Below are 16,775 nucleotides of genomic sequence, written 5' to 3'. Positions count from 1 at the left end.
CTACGGAACGACGCCGATCAGGCTAAGTTCGCCTCTCGGACGGTGTCAACGCATGGATGCGCAATCCACGCAATATTGCGTGGATTGCGCATCCAACAGACTCCCGCGAATATTGCGCATGCCCCTGGCAGCGACGCCGTCAGCCGGATAGACCTTTATTGCCCTGCTGTCTGCAACGGACCACGAGCGACGAGGACCTGATTCAGGCGCCCTCGTCGGAGAACAACGGAGTGCCATGTCCGACAAGTACCGCCCCCACCTCGACACATCAATGCCAGTCGAAGGCCGAGTCGAACGTCTTCTTGAGGTGATGACGCTTCGAGAGAAGACGAATCAGCTCATCTCTGTGGCTCCCTGGGCGCTTGTCAATCCCGACGGTTCCGCCCCAACGAATCTGCAGGCGACGCTCGACATGTCCCCGGGGCATGTTTCCAACTTCGGCATCGACGACCCAACGGAACTGGTTCAGTTGGTCGAACTCATGCAGAGACGAGTCGTGGAAGGCACCCGCCTGGGCATACCGCTCCTCATCCACGCCGAGGCGCTCAACGGTTTCCTCGCCGGACGCCACATGGTGTTTCCGACAGGCATCGGTCTGGCCGCCACGTGGAGCCCTGACCTCGTTCAGGACATGGCCGACATCATCCGACAGCAGATGCGACGCGCTGGTTTCCGGCAAGCACTGGCACCAGTGATGGATGTTGCGCTCGATCCACGCTGGGGCCGGGTGCATGAGACGTACGGCGAGGATCCGTATCTGAGTGGGGCGATGTCGGTCGCATACACACACGGCTTGCAAGGTGCGGACCTCCGCGATGGAGTGATCGCCACAGCGAAGCACTTCCTCGCGTACGGTCTGGCCGAGGGCGGAGTGAACCTGTCCGGCGCGGAGACGGGATCCAGACGACTTCGGGACGTGTTCGCTTTCCCGTTCGAGGCTGCGATCCAGATGGCGGGTCTCGGGTCGGTAATGAACGCGTACGCGGATGTCGATCGCGTACCTGTAGGCGCATCGCGCGAGGTGCTCACTGATCTGCTCCGAGGAACCCTCGGCTTCGATGGGTTCGTTTCCTCCGACTACGGCACTCTGGAGCAGCTCGTACACCGGCAGCGAGCCGCCCGGACTCCCGCGGAAGCCGGGCGCCTTGCGATCGAGGCCGGACTCGACACGGAGTTCCCGACGCCGTTCGGTTTCGGCGACACACTCGCCGAGGAAGTAGAACGGGGCGCTGTGGAGATTGCATTCGTCGACGCCGCGGTCCGCCGCGTCCTCGCTGCGAAGTTCAAGGTCGGGCTGTTCGAGAACCCGTACCCAGCCGAGCGCATCGAGGTGACAGACGTCGCCGACGAGGGCCGGGAGCTCTCGGAAGAGCTGGCACGCCGCTCGGTCGTGCTAGTCAAGAACGACGGGCTCCTCCCCCTTGCCAAGGACGGTCTGCGAGTGGCAGTGATCGGCCCCCACGCGGACGCGGTCGAGCTCCAGTTCCCGACTTACACCTATCCTGCGTTCAGGGAGATGATGGTGAAGATGTCTTCCGGCGCGCTCGGCAACATGGTCGGCGCCGACCCCGGGATGGCACATTGGAACGACTCCTTGCTGCCCGCCGTGGGCGCGGCGGAATATGTGCGCGAGACGCTCAATGCCAGCTCACTTGTTGAGGCCGTGACACGCTATTCCGCCGAAACAGTGAGTGCGCCGGGCAGCACTCTCACCACCGACCTTTCGGCAGAACAGTTCGATCAGGCAGTCGAGACCGCGAAGGCCGCGGATGTCGTCGTGCTCGCTCTGGGCGGTGCCAGCCTCTGGTTCAACGGCGAACGAACCGAGGGAGAAGGCAGCGACTCCGCTGACATCGCACTCCCCGCAGCCCAGCAACGCCTTGCCGACGCTGTTGCCGCGACGGGTACCCCGCTGGCGGTCGTCCTCGTTCAGGGGCGGGCCTACACGCTTCCCGACTCGGTTCTCGGTGCCGACGCGATCCTTGTCTCGACATACGCCGGCCCGTTCGGACCGAGCGCCGTGGCCGATGTCCTGTTCGGTCAGGTGAATCCCAGCGGCAAGCTCCCCTACAGCGTCCCCCGTCACACCGGACAGATTCCGGTGTACCACCACAAGGTCGCTGGTACCGGGCATCGGAATCCATTGCCTCCGGGCGTCCAGAATCTCTACCTCGACATGGATGCGGGACCGCTGTTTCCTTTTGGCCATGGCTTGAGTTTCACCGAGTTCGCTCTCACTCACGCCCGGAGCGACACACAGGTCGACATGCACGGCTCCGCAACTGTGCAGGCTCTCGTCACGAATACTGGCGACAGATCCGGAGCGACCACTGTTCAGCTCTATCTCCGAGTTAACACCGCTGGCGTCACGCGTCCCGCCCAACAGCTGGGTGGATTCGTGCGGCTTGATCTCGCGGCAGGCGAGTCGCGGATGGTGACGTTCACCGTGCACGCCGAGCAACTCGCCTTCACGAATCTGACGCACGACTTCGCGATCGAGCCATCTAAGGTCGATTGGTTCCTCGGCTTTGACTCTGACAACGCACGAGCGGAGGGGGCCTTCGAGGTGGAAGGGACCACTCGGCTCCTGACCAGCGCTGACCGAGTCTTCTTCGCAGAAGTGCGCCTCGACGAAGCCTCGACCCCGCTGACTCCAGCCGGGGACGTCCGATGACTGTGGACACGGTTGCCGAGACGCCATGGGCGGCGGAGCGGGTGATCGACTGCCACTTCCATGAGCGCCCAACGTTGGAAGCGATGATCGCGCATCTGGATGGTTCTGGCGTCTCCAGCGCTCTTGTCCTCGCGTTCGACGATTTTGAGGATCGGTACAGCGATTCGCACGCCGAACATCCGGGCCGGTTCGCGGGGTGGGCACGAGGCCCACAGCTGATTCCCGGCGAAAGGCCAGGCGCTGGTCGAAACAGTTCCGCCTTCGAAATGTCCGCGGCTCTCTCGATCGTGACCGCAGCCGATACGCGGACCGCTCTGAGGAACCTGCAAGATCAGGGCTGGAAGGGGTTCGCTGAGACCGTGGGCGCGGTCGAAGTCGATGGGCCCGCCCTTCAGCGCGTCTATGCCCTTGCCTCGGAGCTCGACGTTCCCGTCATGATGCACTTCCAAGAGGCGGTGGTGCCCGGGCAGCCCGTCTACGGGATCAGAGGCTTCAGCCGAATCGAGTCAATGCTCAAGAAGTACCCGTCTACACGCTTCGTCTGCCACGCACCAGACTTCTGGGGCGGTATCGACTCCCGATATCGCGATGGTGGCCAATACTTGACTGATCGGGTCTCACCAGGAGGACTGTCAGATCGACTTCTCAGCGAGTATCCCAACATGTTCGGTGATCTCGGTGCGCCGTCCGCGCTGCTCCAGCTCACGCGCGATCGAGACTTCACGGCCGACTTTCTCACAAGACACAGCGGGAAGTTGATGTTTGGCAGCGACTGCGGATGCGCAGATGGGCGTGGCAGCGTCGAGGCGCCGACGCCAGCCGCAACTGAGCTGGCGAGCGGTTCCCCGTTCGACGACATCGATGCCGAGACCGCGGCAGCGATGCAGGCTGCGATGGCAGCCGCCGGTGGCCTCGCTGGTCGGTGCATTGCGCGAGAGTTGTTGTCCGTGATTTGGACGACAACTTCACGGCAGGACTTCCGGAAGCTAGCCTCCACGAACGCTGAGCGTATTTACCGCCTCGACTGAACCCTCGAGGGATCTTTTTGCCGAGCGCACCCGGTTCCTGCTGGGTGCGCTCGGTCGTTTCGGGTCAATGAATTTACCGTTTTGGCGCGTAATTTATGCTAGCGTCGTCCTCCAGCACCTAGCGGACGCTAATGCGGCCATTCGGATCGAGGAGGATCCCCATGTCAGAAGCCACCAAGCCAACAGAGCAGACTCACGGAACGGCCAACACGACACCATCTAACGTCGAGCATCACGGGCCGACATACGACCGCGTCTCGGCCACCACCGCAACACCGGCGCCTCTTCCGGCCAACCGCCAGATCGCACCTCAAACTGCCGCAGTCAGCACCCCCACCGAACCACCGAAGGTCGGGGCGGTTTTCATCGCAGGAGTCACCCTGGCGACGTTCGCCACGATGCTGGCTTTCATCCTGCCGTCGGCCTTTTCGCTCTCTGTCGCGCTCGCCCGCATCGCTCCCGGTCAAGAGCAAGTTCTTGGCGGCCTCGCTGCCGTCGGCGCCTTGGGAGGGATGATCACTGGCCCCGCGCTCGGCGTTTGGAGCGACCGAACACGGTCTCGATTCGGCAGGCGACGTCAGTTCCTGATCGGCGGCGTTCTCGTCGGTCTCGCAGGCCTCGCGATCCTAGGCATCGCGGACAATATCGGGCTCCTGTACGCAGGATGGAGCGTCACGGCGACCGGCCTCAACACGGTTGCGCTGGCACTGATCAATGTCCAGGCCGACCGGCTTCCGCCATCTCAGCGAGGTCGAGTTGCGGGATTGACCGGCTTCGCCACCATGGCGGCTCCGGTGCTCGGCGTGGCGCTGGCGTCGACGCTGGTCGGAAGCCAGATGCTGCTGTTCGTAGTTCCGGGTGTCGTTGCGGCGGTACTCGTCACGCTCTTCGCCGTGCTCATGAAAGACCCCGACACCCGCGGAAAAGTGCTGGCGCCGGTCTCGTTCGGCACGGTCGCTTCCAAGTACGTGTTCAACCCGCGCAAGTACCCGGCCTACGCATGGAACTGGCTCGGCAGGCTCGTCTTCTTCATGGGCATCACAGGCAGCACCACGTATACGACCTTCTTCTTCGCCCAGCGGCTCGGGATGCCTGTCGAGAAAGTCGCAGGCGTTGTGGCTGGTATCTCGATGCTGGGCATCATTGGTGGCATCGTCGGCGGTCTCGGCAGTGGTTTCCTGTCCGACAAGCTCAAGCGACGACGCATCTTCATCCTTATCGGCGCGCTCGGGTTCGCGGCGGGTTCCGTCATCGTCGCGGTCGCGAGCGACATCGTTGGTTTGAGCATCGGGATGCTCGTGACCAATCTCGGCGTCGGAGTCTTCAGCGCGGTCGATCAGGCGATCGTCCTTGATGTCCTTCCGGAACGGGACACGGATGCCGGGCGCTACAACGCACTCATGGCCTTCTCGCAGGGTATCCCCAACATCATCGCGCCCTTGATCGCTGCGCTCGTCATTACGTTCGGGGCGACCACAGATGCGAAGAACTACACCCTCTTGTATCTCTTGGCCGGTGCATTCGCCCTGATGGGCGCGCTGATCATCTACATCAAAGTCAAAGCGGTCCGCTGAAACTCCCACAATATCCCTCAGCCTCACCACGGAGCTCACGTATGACCATCATCAACTTCAACCACGACTGGGCCGTTGCACCGCAAGTCAGTTTGTTCGCCAAACTCGGCGGCGCAACGGAATCCCAGATAGTCGCGCTGCCGCATGACGCATTGATCACCATGCCCCGGGCGACCGAGAACCGTGGCAAGGGAGCGTTCTTCCCTAGCGCCGCATTCCAGTACTCGAAGACGTTCGACGTTCCCGACCTGTGGCACAGTAAGCACGTCATCCTCCATTTCGACGGGGTCTACCGAGATGCGATGGTGTATCTGAACGGGACCCTTGTCACACATCGAGCCAACGGCTACATGCCGTTCGACGCTGTCCTCGATCCGTACCTGCGCTATGGCGAGCCCAACATCGTGCGTGTGGAGATGCGCACCCATGACGACTCACGCTGGTACGCCGGCGCGGGCATATACAGGGACGTTCGACTTGAGGTTCGCGACCTGGTCCACATCCGCGCCAACGACCTCCAGGTGACGACCCCTGCCATCGATGACGAGCTGGCCGTGGTCGAGTTCGCATTCCCCGTCGCGAACCTCACACGGCAGACGCGAACCGTTGAAGCGTGCGTCCGGCTCACGGCCCAGAACGGGCTGACGATTGCCGACGCCGCGGAGCCCGTGACGGTGCTTCCACAGGCCACCGCGTTCGTTCGCATCCGCGCCTACGTGGATGACCCGCACCGCTGGAGCGTCGACGACCCCTACTTGTATGGCGCTACCGTGGAGTTGTTGGATGACGGAACAGCGTTCGACTCGACTGAACTTCATGTCGGGATCCGAACCCTGGACCTGGACCCACGACGAGGCCTGCGTATCAACGGCGCGCCTGTGAAGTTGCGCGGCGCGTGCATACATCACGACAACGGCCTGCTTGGCACCGCGGCTTTCGCCGATGCCGAGTTCCGTAAGATCCGACTCCTCAAAGAGGCGGGGTTCAACGCGATCCGGAGCTCGCATAATCCCGTAAGCGAAGCAATGCTCGACGCATGCGACGCACTGGGAATGATCGTGATGGACGAGTCCTTCGATGTTTGGACCGTACAGAAGTCGTCCTTCGACTACTCGATCGCCTTCCCCGAGTGGTGGGAGCGCGATCTCGAAGCCATGGTCAGGCGCGACCGAACTCATCCGAGCGTGATGTTCTACTCGATTGGGAACGAGATTCCGGAAACCGGAGACGGGTTCGGGGCCGAACTCGGTCGCCGGATGTACGAGAAGGTGAAGTCGCTGGACCCTGATCGCTTCGTGACGAACGGAATCAACGGATTCGTCTCTGTCATCGACGACGTCGTAAGAATGATGCAATCAGGCACGTTCGGAAACGAGACAGGTGAACAGGGCACTGGCTTCGGCGGAGTCAACGATGCGATGAGTGCTGAAGACACCATGGACGGCATGAACCAGCTCAGCCGTTCGCCACTCGTGACCGCTCGAACTGCCGAGTCGTTCGGCATCCTAGACGTGGCCGGTATGAACTATGGGGACGCCCGCTACGACCTCGACGCGCAAGAGCGCCCTCGACGCATCATCGTCGGCAGCGAGACCTACCCTGCTCGAATCGCCCACAACTGGCCCCTGGTACAGCGGCATGCCAACGTCATCGGAGACTTCACCTGGACCGGATGGGACTACATCGGTGAAGTCGGCATCGGACGCCCCCGGTACCAAGGCGAGTCTCTCGAACTCGAGGCACCGTTCCCATGGCTTCTCGCATGGTGCGGTGACTTCGATATCACTGGGTTCCGTCGCCCAGCGTCCTATTTCCGCGAGATCGTGTTCGGTTTGAGGGCGGCGCCGTACATCGCTGTCCGCAGCCCCGAGTCCATCGGCCTCAGCCAGATTACGGGCGGCTGGGCTTGGTCGGACAGTCAAGGCTCCTGGGACTGGGGCGTTGAGACGGGTAGCCCGATCGTGACCGAGGTCTACTCTGCCGACGATGAAGTCGAACTGCTCCTGAACGGCCAGACTCTCGGCCGCCGCCCGGCGGGCCCGAACCATCGATTCACCGCCCTTTTCAATGTCGCATATGAGCCCGGCGAGCTTGTTGCTGTCGGATGGTCGGGAGGGACCGAAACCGGACGCACCACGCTGCGATCGCGGTTCGGGAACACCCGGTTACGCCTTAGCCCAGAGGTCCGTTCGCTTCGACTGAACTCGGGGAGCCTGGTCTATCTCCCCATCGAACTCGTCGACGAAGCGGAAACGCTGATCGCTTCAGACGAACGCAGCGTAACGGTCATGGTCGAAGGTGCCGGCGTCCTGCAGGCGCTCGGGAGTGCTCGACCAGATAATCCCGAGCCGTTCGGTGAGTCCACCCATCGCGCGTTTCGCGGACGCCTCCTGGCCATCATCCGTCCAACACGCGAGGGGACTATTCGCGTGTCCGCATCCGCAGGCGATCTTGCCCTCGCGAAGGTCGAAATCGAGGTCGTCCCTTGATCGAGTCCCTCCCGATTATCCCGAGACCGGCCGACCTCTCCGTCAATAGGGGTGAGCTAGCAATCGATGCAATCAGTTGCATCACTTTCAATCATCCTTCTGCATTCACCGTCGCCACACGGTTCCGCGATGATCTCCAGAGATGGGCAGGGATCGACCTGAGCCGGCCGAGCGCAACACCCAACTCCGAGATCGGTGTCCGGATCGAGTTGCAGAGCGAGGGCGACCGCACTGGGTTGTCCCCTGAGTCGGTGAGCGCGGATGGCGCCTACGCACTCACTATCGATGGCTCTGGCGTTCTCGTGACGTCGGACTCTGCCGAGGGCCTTCATCGAGGCCTGACCACGATTGTGCAGCTCTTCGCGACGCTGGGTCGCACCATTCCTCACCTTCAGGTGGTGGACGCAGCACGGTATGGATGGCGCGGACTCTCGCTGGACACCGCACGTTCGTTCGTTCCGGTCGACGAGATCCGCAGCATCATCGATGTCCTCTCCCTGTACAAGGTCAACGTTCTCCACCTGCATCTGAGCGACAACGAAGGCTGGCGGCTTGAAATGCCCGGATGGCCACGTCTCACCGGCACGGGCTCGTCTTACTACACGGCCTCTGACCTGGCCGAATTGAGTCGCTACGCCGCCGATCGTTTCATTACCGTTATCCCAGAGATCGACCTGCCTGGGCACGTCGGAGCTGCCATCCGCGCCTATCCTGAACTGAACAGGCTTGCGGTATCGGAGCTTGATCGCCCCTTCCCACGAGCGAATCTGGATCCCGCCTCTGCAACGGCGTGGAGGTTCGTTGACGACATTGTGGAGGCTTTGGCGTCCGTCACTGCCGGCCCTTACCTCCACGTCGGCGGCGATGAGGCTTTCGGAATGGACGATGCAGCGCACGTTTCCTTCGTGGAGCGGGTCCTCGAGCGCACCGTCGCCTGCGGAAAGATCCCGATCGGCTGGCAGGAGATCAGCCGCGCTCGTGTACAGCCCGGACAGCTCGTGCAGCATTGGATCGACTTCTCAAGCTCGGAAGAGATCGACGATCCGACGGATTCAACGGACACTCAGCCCGAGCTCGCGACCAGGATGCTCCCTCCCGACGTCCTGAGGGAGCTAACCCTGAACTTCAGCAAGGCGGCGGGAGATGCCCGGAATATCGAGCAGAAGGGTGTTCGCGTGGTGCTTTCCCCAACCGGACACGCCTATCTAGACCGCCCCCACCAGGATCGCTCCCTAGATCCCGGACAACGCTCTGAGGACTTCGGGATGCGACTCTATCCACCGACACCGCTGGGTGCCTACCTGGAATGGGATCCGGCGACGGTGACACCGACGATCCCCGCAGATCGGATAGTGGGCGTGGAGGCCGCGCTCTGGACTGAGCACGCCGATACGAGAGGGGCACGGGCCGCCCTGCTGCTTCCGAGGCTTCCTGCGGTTGCCGAGGTCGCCTGGTCCTCTGGCGTCTCGAGTTGGGAGGAGTATCGAGCGCGGCTGGCGCGACACAGCTTGATGTGGCAACGTGCGGACATCTCCTGGTATCAAGCGGATTCAGTTCCCTGGCAGTATCAGGAGACGGTCCCCCGCTAAGCCGACGATGCGAGCTCGAGTCGCGGGCCACGGCGGCGAACGGGCGGCTACGCGGCCCGGAGTGGTTGTCGACGCCGTCGATCGGCGCCTGAAAGCACGTCGTTGATCCTGCTGAATGAGCACCTCACGGTGTACGGCTGCGCGTCGCGGATGATGCGCTCGAAAGCATGATTCTGAATTTCGCGGCTTATCGATATTTTCGTGAGCCCAACATCAACCCAACGACTGGACGAAGAACGGGCGACAATGACCGAACCAGTGATCAGCGGCTTTCATCCAGATCCGACAATCTGCCGCGCCGGCGACTCCTATTACATCGCAACGTCGAGCTTTGAGTACTCCCCCGGCATACCCATTCACAGAAGCAACGACCTCGTCACATGGGAGCTGGTCGGCAACGCCCTCGACCGCCCCTCCCAGCTGCGACCTTCCCCTGGAACACCCAGCAGCGGCATCTACGCGCCAACACTCCGTCACCACAAAGGGCGGTTCTGGCTCGCGACCACGGACACTTCACGGCCATTCGATGGTCAGCTGATCGTCAACGCCGATCACGCCGAGGGTCCCTGGTCGGATCCCGTGTTCGTGCCGGGCGCAGTAGGGATCGATCCTGACCTCACTTGGGATGACGAAGGTACAGCTCATCTGTCCTGGAAGTCGTTTCATCCCGACCTGCTTGGAATCGCGTCCGCACCGATCGATCTGGCCTCTGGCGAGCTCTTAAGCGACCCGCTGATCCTCTGGGAGGGGACGGGGCTGCCGCACATCGAGGCCCCCCATCTCTACAAGGTTGGCAAATGGTGGTATCTTCTCGTGGCCGAGGGCGGAACCGAACGCGGACATGTTGCCAGCGTGGCGCGCTCACGATCGCTACGAGGACCTTATGAGGGCGCTCCAGGCAACCCGATCCTCACTCACCGAAGCACCAGCAGCTCGGTGCAGAACACGGGCCATGGTGACCTGATCCAAACCGTGACCGGAGAGTGGGCAATGGTCTATCTCGGCGTTCGCCCACGAGGGATCGGGCACGGCTTCCACGTCAACGGCCGAGAGACTTTCATCGCCGGCATCGACTGGCGAGACGGTTGGCCGGTCGTACGCGAGGATCGATTTCAGGTTCCCGCCCGGGACCACAGCTTCACGGACGGCTTCAGCGACGCTAGTCTCCATCCACGCTGGGTGGCGCCTGGCACTAGCCCCACGGCATTCAGCACGCCATGCCCCCAAGGACTCAATCTCGTGGCGACCCCCGGGCTGGAGTCGAGGCCCATCCTGTTGACGCGCGCGCTCGATCCGTCCTGGTCGGCAGAGTTTCGCCTCGATGTTTCTCGCGGGAGCGCAAGAGTCATCCTCAGGATCGACGACGAACACTGGTATGCGCTCACGATCGATGAGAAACACATCGAGGTTACACTTTGCGCCGGCCCGATCATCAGCGCTCCGGTACGGATGCCGTCGTCGACGCATGCGCCCCTCACGGTGAAGATGAGTGTGCACCAGCGACCGGCTCCGGAATGGGGTGCTCATCCCGAACCGGACCTGATCGGCTTCGCCCTGGTCAATGCAGATGGCACGGAACTACCTCTCGGCGAGTTCGACGGTCGTTACCTTTCGACGGAAGTTGCGGGGGGATTCACTGGCCGCATGTGGGGCGTCGAGATCCTGCATGGGAACGTCATCGTCGAATCGGTGAGCTACACGACCGGGTGATTCGACTTCGCGCCGCGGTGGTAGTTTGACGTGACTCGTCTGCCAACCGATGTGGGCGACTGAAGGGGGACCGATGTCAGGTCGAGAGGGGCCGCGCGGGCCATACGCGAAGACGGCAGCAACCCGCGATCGCATTCTTGAAGCCGCGGAGCTCGTGTTCGCAGAGTCAGGATTCCTTGCGGCGACGATGAAAGAGGTGGCCGCAAGGGCAGCGATCAGCGAGCGCGGACTGGTCCACCATTTTCCGTCAAAGTCGGAGCTCTTGACCGGCGTCCTCGAACGCCACGAGGAACGCACTGCCGCCGGCTTCCCCGAAACGGGCGACCTTGCCGCGCTTCAGGCCCTTGTCGATCAGCAGCGTTGGCTGGAGAACAGCCCCAACATGCTTGAGCTTCAAGCTGTCCTCATCGCTGAGTCGGTTTCGGCCGCGCACCCCGCGCACGATCACTTCACGGCGCGCTACAGCATGTTGCACGAGTACGTAGTCGCGGCATTCGAATCTGTCGCAGCACGAGGACTAGTCGATTCGTCGCTGTCGGTCGACGACCTTGCCGCGAGCTTCGTAGCGTTGTCAGATGGTTTGCATCTGCAGTGGCTCTTCGATCGGCGCAGGCCTCGACCTTCGGACGTGCTGCAGCGGTTTCTCGACTCAGTTGTCCAACCGCTCCGTCGTTGAGCGTGGCGGAGACCTGACACGGCCAACTAAGCGGTGCTCGTCACTCACACCGGACGTGTTTGTCTGTCAGCTCGTGAGCGCGTGGATACGCCATGACGCAATGTGTTCGACGCCCGGTCCGAGAACCACGAGTCCGGCACCCGAGTTGAACGCGTCAGGCGCGCACGTCATCGGTTCGACGGCGAGCCCGATCCGATGCGTCGAGGGATCCACGGGGGTGTCCGCTGTGTGGATCTGCACCCAGGGGCACGCCGCGTCCCAGGCGAGCGCGACGCCGCGGCCGTCTCCGGCGCGGACCTCGACCGTTGCGACGCCTCCGTTTCGCGCGAGGGAGGTGAACGCGTGATCGATGAAGGTCGCACCGATCCGCCGCGGCGTGCGGAAGTCCCATTCGGGGTGCGCATCGACGGGTTCGAGTGCGACAGGACTGAGCCGATCCGGGGTCACCGTGAGCACGGCGGAGGCCGGCAGGCGCAGGGTCCAGCCGTTGACCGGCTGCGCGCTGGTCGACATGTCGTCCGGTCCGGCCACCAGGTATGGATGCGGGCCCGTCCCCCAGGGCGCCGGTTCGGCACCGAGGTTGCGCCCGGTCACGACCTGCGTGAGTCCGTCGGCGCCCACCCGGTACTCCACCTCGACCTCGACACGGAACGGGTAGCCCGCCTGCGGTTCGATGGTCGTGGCGAGCACGACGCGATCCGGTTCCGCGACCCGGTCGGCGAAGTCGGTCCAGGCGACGAGCCCGTGCAGGGCGTGTCCGCGCTCCGGCTCGGTGAGCGGAAGCCGCTGCTCGACGCCGCCGAATGTGTAGCGCCCGTCGACGATGCGGTTCGGCCACGGCGCGAGCGTCGCCCCGCGATAGTTCGGACGCAGCTCGTCGGCGTCGAACGGCACCACGAGATCGCGGCCCTCGAACCGCAGCCGGCGCAGCGTCGCGCCGACCGAGGCGATATCGGCCTCGTAGCCGTGCGCGGCGATCCGGAGTTGACGCCCGGACCGCCGCGCCGCGGCCGGAGCGACGACTCGATCCGTCACCGTCACAGCCCCTGGGCGAGGCGGTAGTACGCCTGGTTCCAGCGCACCTGCTTCTGGAACTCGGGCAGGGTGGTGCCCTCGTCGATCACGAGGAGCTCGATCTCGGCCATCTCGGCGAAGTCGCGGAACGCGTCGATGCCGACGGCGGTGGACATCACGGTGTGGTGCGCGGCGCCGGCGGTCAGCCATGCGGCGGCCGAGGTCGTGAAGTCGGGCTGCGGTTTCCACACGGCGCGGCCGACGGGCAGGTTCGGCAGCGCCTGGCGTGGTGGGACGTTCTCGACGACGTTCGCGGTGAGGCGGAACCGGTCGCGCATGTCGCTGAGTGCGACGACGACGGCGGGTCCGGGATCCGCGGTGAAGACAAGACGTACTGGATCGTCCTTGCCGCCGATCCCGAGCGGGTGGACCTCGAGCGTGGGCTTCAGCGTGGTGAGAGACGGAGAGACCTCGAGCATGTGCGCCCCGAGGATGAGCTCGTCGCCAGGGGTCATGTCATAGGTGTAGTCCTCCATGAGGCTCGCGCCGCCCGGCAGCCCCGCTCCCATGACGTTCGCGACGCGCACCAGCAGCGCGGTCTTCCAGTCGCCCTCAGCACCGAAACCATAGCCCTCGGCCATGAGGCGCTGGACTGCGAGGCCGGGCAGCTGCTTCAGCGCGCCGAGATCCTCGAATGAGGTGGTGAAGGCGCCGAAGCCGCCCTCCTCGAGGAATGAGCGCAGACCCAGCTCGATGGCCGCGCCATCGCGCAGGGACGGGTGCCGCTCGCCACCGCGCCGCAGCTCGGGGACGACCTCGTAGAGCTCCTCGTACTCGGCGACGAGCGCATCGACGTCGGGCTCCTCAACCGCGTCGACGGCGGCGGCGAGCTCGCTCACGCCCCACGTGTTCACCTGCACGCCGAAGCGCAGCTCGGCCTCGGTCTTGTCTCCCTCGGTCACCGCCACGAAACGCATGTTGTCGCCGAAGCGCGCAAGCCTCAGATCGCGCGACGCGGCCAAGCCCGCCGCCGCGCGCTGCCAGGTGCCGAGCTCGCGCCGGACGCGCGGGTCGGAGGCGTGGCCCACGATCGTCTTGCGCGGCACGCCGAGCCTGGTCTGGATGTAGCCGAACTCACGGTCGCCGTGCGCGGCCTGGTTCAGGTTCATGAAGTCGAAGTCGATGTCGGCCCACGGCAGTTCCACGTTCGCCTGCGTATGCAGGTGGGCGAGCGGCTTCTGCAGCGCGTCCAGACCCGCGATCCACATCTTCGCCGGACTGAACGTGTGCATCCAGGCGACCAGACCGATGACACGGTCGTCGGCGTTGGCCTCGAGCGCGGTGCGCTTGATCGCCGCCGCATTCGTGAGCACCGGCTTCCACACGATCCGCACCGGCACGTCGCCGGCCTCATCGAGGATCCGGGCGATCTGTCGCGACTGCTCGGCGACCTGCGCGAGGGTCTCAGGACCATAGAGATGCTGGCTTCCGGTGAGGAACCAGACCTCGTAGCCGTCAAGCGAGGTGGTGAGCGGGGTGCGGGTCATCGGAGTCTTCCGTTCGGAGCAGTGGTCGGGTGGACCCGCGATCGCAGGGATGCGAGTCCGGTCAGGTTCAGAGGGCGGCGACGGCAGCGGCCTCGATGGCGAGGCCGGCCCGGTAGCGATGGAGGTAGGCCGAGAATCCCGCGACATCGGCGGGATCCGGATCCGCGACGATGAGGGCGGCCGACGCGAACACGGATCGATCGAGGTATTCCCCGAGGCTCACGTCGCCCGCGTGCGCGAGGTAGGAGGCGAGCACCGCGATCCCCCACGCTCCCCCTTCGGACGCCGCTTCGCCCACGGCGACCGGCGCACCCAACGCTGCCGCGAGGAAACGCTGCGCGATACCCGCCGTGCGGAACAGGCCGCCGTGCGCGTACATGCGGTCGAGCTCCACGCCCTCACCGGTGAGTGTCTGCATGCCGAGCGCGAGCGTGCCGAACACCCCGTAGAGCTGGGAGCGCATGAGGTTCGCGAGCGTGAAGTCGCTGGCCGGTGCACGCACGAGCAGCGGCCTCCCCTCGGTGAGCCCCGCGATGGGCTCTCCGGCGAGGTGGTTGTACACGAGCAGGCCACCCGCGTCGGCCTCACCCGTGAGCGCCTCGCGGAAGAGAGCCCCGAACGCGGTGTCGTCGCCGACGGGCGCGCCGACCGCCGCGGCGAAGCGGGTGAACAGCCCGGCCCAGGCCGCCAGCTCGCTCGCGCCGTTGTTGCAGTGCACCATCGCGACGGAGTCGCCGGAGGGCGTGGTGACGAGGTCGATCTCGTGATGCGCCCCGCCGAGCGGCCGTTCGAGCACGACCATCGCGAAGATGCTCGTGCCGGCGCTGACGTTTCCGGTGCGAGGGGCGACCGCGTTCGTGGCGACCATGCCGGTGCCCGCGTCCCCCTCGGGCGGGCAGAGCGGGATCCCGGCGCCGAGCGCCCCGGACGGGTCCAGCAGCCGTGCGCCCGCCGCGGTGAGCGCGCCCGCCGCCGCTCCCGCCGGGAGCACCACCGGGAGCAGGTCCGTCAGCGGAGACGGCAGCCGGCCCGCGACGAGCTCGTCGTAGGACGCGACCCGTGCCGCGTCGTAGTCGCCGGTCGCGGAATCGATCGGGAACATGCCCGAGGCATCGCCGACGCCGAGCACTCGCACGCCGGTGAGCTTCTCGTGCACGTACCCGGCCAGGGTGTTCACGCTCGCGATCCGCGGCACGTGCTCCTCACCGTCGATGACGGCCTGGTGCAGGTGCGCAATCGACCAGCGCAGCGGGATGTTCACGCCAAACAGCTCGGTAAGCTCGGCCGCGGCGACGGCGGTGTTCGTGTTGCGCCAGGTGCGGAACGGCACGAGCAGCTCGCCCGCCGCGTCGAAGGCGAGGTAGCCGTGCATCATCGCCGAGATCCCGAGGGCGCCGAACGTCTCGGGGCGCACCCCGTAGCGATCGTGCGCATCGGCGACGAGCGCCGCATAGGCCTCCTGGAGACCGCCCCAGACCTCGTCCAGCCCATAAGTCCAGAGCCCGTCCTCGAGGCGGTTCTCCCAGGACGCGGATCCGGTCGCCAGCACGTGGGACGGATCGGATCCGATCAGGCACGCCTTGATGCGGGTGGAGCCGAGCTCGATGCCGAGGCTCGTGCGCCCGGTGAGGATGTCATCGCGGGCGGTGCTGGAGCTTCGTCGCAGCGTCATCGGCGGGCGTCCGCGCTCTGGCCGTACACGTTCTGGTACCGCCGGTAGAGACGGTCGATCGCCTCCTGCGGGATCGGGATGAGCGGCCCCGCCTCGCGGGCGAGGTGCACCGTGCGCGCCGCGTCCTCGACCATGACGGCGGCCTTGACCGCGTCCACGGCATCGACGCCGATCGTGAACGGGCCGTGGTTCTGCATGAGCACCGCACGGCTGCGGTGCCCACGCAGAGTCTGAACGATCCCCCGACCGATCGAATCGTCGCCGATGATAGCGAACGGGCCGACCGGGATCGGTCCGCCGAACTCGTCGGCCATCGCGGTGATCACGCAGGGGATCTCTTCACCGCGCGCGGCCCAGGCCACGGCGTAGTCGGAGTGGGTGTGCACGACACCGCCGACCTCGGGCATGTTCCGGTAGACGTACGCGTGCGCGGCGGTATCGCTGGACGGGGCGCGGTCACTGCCCGCCATGCCGGGGATCACGGCTCCGTCGAGGTCACATACGATCATGTTCTCGGGCGCAAGGTCGTCGTAGCCGACGCCGGAGGGCTTGATGACGAAGAGGTCGCGATCGCCCTCCGCCGAGACGCGCACCCGGCCCGACACATTGCCGCCGGTCCAAACGACGAGTCCGTAGCGGACGAGCTCGGCGTGGAGCCGGGCGACGTCGGCGCGCACCGCGGCGATCGCCTGCTCGATCTCTGGGGCGAAGGGGGCCATCCAGATCCTCTCGGGTTCCGCCCGAAGTTCATCTTGGGCGACTGTGACCGGTCACGGTAATTGTGACACCGATGAGGACAGGG

General features: G+C 64.8%; 11 protein-coding genes. 7 read left to right on the top strand and 4 right to left on the bottom strand.

All coding sequences use genetic code 11. The annotated features are described in order from the left end of the window. Window positions 1-235: 235 nt before the first annotated feature. From ACIPY5_RS15240 to ACIPY5_RS15210, 7 genes are all read left to right on the top strand, one after another. Window positions 236-2,674, top strand: coding sequence for a glycoside hydrolase family 3 N-terminal domain-containing protein (locus tag ACIPY5_RS15240; RefSeq protein WP_400972084.1), 2,439 nt, complete (start codon window positions 236-238; stop codon window positions 2,672-2,674). Further along, window positions 2,671-3,702 (top strand): amidohydrolase family protein, encoded by a 1,032-nt coding sequence (locus ACIPY5_RS15235; protein ID WP_400972082.1) that lies wholly within the window; start codon window positions 2,671-2,673, stop codon window positions 3,700-3,702. The genes ACIPY5_RS15240 and ACIPY5_RS15235 overlap by 4 nt, the downstream gene beginning before the upstream one ends. A 161-nt stretch (window positions 3,703-3,863) precedes the next feature. Further along, complete coding sequence (locus ACIPY5_RS15230; protein WP_400972080.1) at window positions 3,864-5,276, top strand: MFS transporter; 1,413 nt, start codon at window positions 3,864-3,866, stop codon at window positions 5,274-5,276. A gap of 41 nt (window positions 5,277-5,317) precedes the next feature. Beyond that, a complete protein-coding gene (locus ACIPY5_RS15225; RefSeq protein WP_400972078.1) occupies window positions 5,318-7,765 on the top strand; it encodes a glycoside hydrolase family 2 TIM barrel-domain containing protein in 2,448 nt (815 codons plus the stop codon). Beyond that, on the top strand, window positions 7,762-9,354 hold the full coding sequence (locus ACIPY5_RS15220; RefSeq protein ID WP_400972076.1) for a family 20 glycosylhydrolase: 1,593 nt from the start codon (window positions 7,762-7,764) through the stop codon (window positions 9,352-9,354). The genes ACIPY5_RS15225 and ACIPY5_RS15220 overlap by 4 nt, the downstream gene beginning before the upstream one ends. 246 nt (window positions 9,355-9,600) lie before the next feature. Beyond that, window positions 9,601-11,064 (top strand): family 43 glycosylhydrolase, encoded by a 1,464-nt coding sequence (locus ACIPY5_RS15215; RefSeq protein WP_400972074.1) that lies wholly within the window; start codon window positions 9,601-9,603, stop codon window positions 11,062-11,064. 73 nt (window positions 11,065-11,137) lie between these two features. Continuing rightward, complete coding sequence (locus ACIPY5_RS15210; RefSeq protein WP_400972072.1) at window positions 11,138-11,740, top strand: TetR/AcrR family transcriptional regulator; 603 nt, start codon at window positions 11,138-11,140, stop codon at window positions 11,738-11,740. Window positions 11,741-11,806: 66 nt separating this feature from the next. Here ACIPY5_RS15210 and ACIPY5_RS15205 read toward each other — a convergent pair whose 3' ends face one another. The 4 genes from ACIPY5_RS15205 to ACIPY5_RS15190 form a co-directional block, all read right to left on the bottom strand. After that, complete coding sequence (locus ACIPY5_RS15205) at window positions 11,807-12,775, bottom strand: aldose 1-epimerase family protein (protein ID WP_400972070.1); 969 nt, start codon at window positions 12,773-12,775, stop codon at window positions 11,807-11,809. A gap of 2 nt (window positions 12,776-12,777) precedes the next feature. Then, window positions 12,778-14,301 carry an L-arabinose isomerase gene (gene araA / locus ACIPY5_RS15200; RefSeq protein WP_400972068.1) on the bottom strand — a complete coding sequence of 508 codons (1,524 nt, stop codon included), beginning with the start codon at window positions 14,299-14,301 and terminating at the stop codon, window positions 12,778-12,780. Window positions 14,302-14,368: 67 nt separating this feature from the next. Then, the gene (locus ACIPY5_RS15195; protein WP_400972066.1) at window positions 14,369-15,973 is read right to left on the bottom strand and encodes a xylulokinase; all 1,605 of its coding nucleotides are present in this window, start codon (window positions 15,971-15,973) and stop codon (window positions 14,369-14,371) included. Further along, entirely contained in the window at window positions 15,970-16,692 is a 723-nt protein-coding gene (locus ACIPY5_RS15190) for an L-ribulose-5-phosphate 4-epimerase (protein WP_400972064.1), read from the bottom strand. Before ACIPY5_RS15190 ends, ACIPY5_RS15195 begins: the two co-directional genes overlap by 4 nt. Window positions 16,693-16,775: the final 83 nt, after the last annotated feature.

This window comes from Microbacterium sp. NPDC089698 (assembly GCF_044749045.1).
In the GTDB taxonomy this organism is placed as follows: domain Bacteria; phylum Actinomycetota; class Actinomycetes; order Actinomycetales; family Microbacteriaceae; genus Microbacterium.
This window is presented reverse-complemented; position numbering and strand designations above follow the sequence as displayed.

What these genes read in the sequence shown, in the direction of transcription:
- ACIPY5_RS15240 (WP_400972084.1), top strand. Translation starts at nt 236, where the DNA reads ATGTCCGACAAGTACCGCCCCCACCTCGACACATCAATGCCAGTCGAA.
- ACIPY5_RS15235 (WP_400972082.1), top strand. Translation starts at nt 2,671, where the DNA reads ATGACTGTGGACACGGTTGCCGAGACGCCATGGGCGGCGGAGCGGGTG.
- ACIPY5_RS15230 (WP_400972080.1), top strand. Translation starts at nt 3,864, where the DNA reads ATGTCAGAAGCCACCAAGCCAACAGAGCAGACTCACGGAACGGCCAAC.
- ACIPY5_RS15225 (WP_400972078.1), top strand. Translation starts at nt 5,318, where the DNA reads ATGACCATCATCAACTTCAACCACGACTGGGCCGTTGCACCGCAAGTC.
- ACIPY5_RS15215 (WP_400972074.1), top strand. Translation starts at nt 9,601, where the DNA reads ATGACCGAACCAGTGATCAGCGGCTTTCATCCAGATCCGACAATCTGC.
- ACIPY5_RS15210 (WP_400972072.1), top strand. Translation starts at nt 11,138, where the DNA reads ATGTCAGGTCGAGAGGGGCCGCGCGGGCCATACGCGAAGACGGCAGCA.
- araA (WP_400972068.1), bottom strand. Translation starts at nt 14,301, where the DNA reads ATGACCCGCACCCCGCTCACCACCTCGCTTGACGGCTACGAGGTCTGG.
- ACIPY5_RS15195 (WP_400972066.1), bottom strand. Translation starts at nt 15,973, where the DNA reads ATGACGCTGCGACGAAGCTCCAGCACCGCCCGCGATGACATCCTCACC.
- ACIPY5_RS15190 (WP_400972064.1), bottom strand. Translation starts at nt 16,692, where the DNA reads ATGGCCCCCTTCGCCCCAGAGATCGAGCAGGCGATCGCCGCGGTGCGC.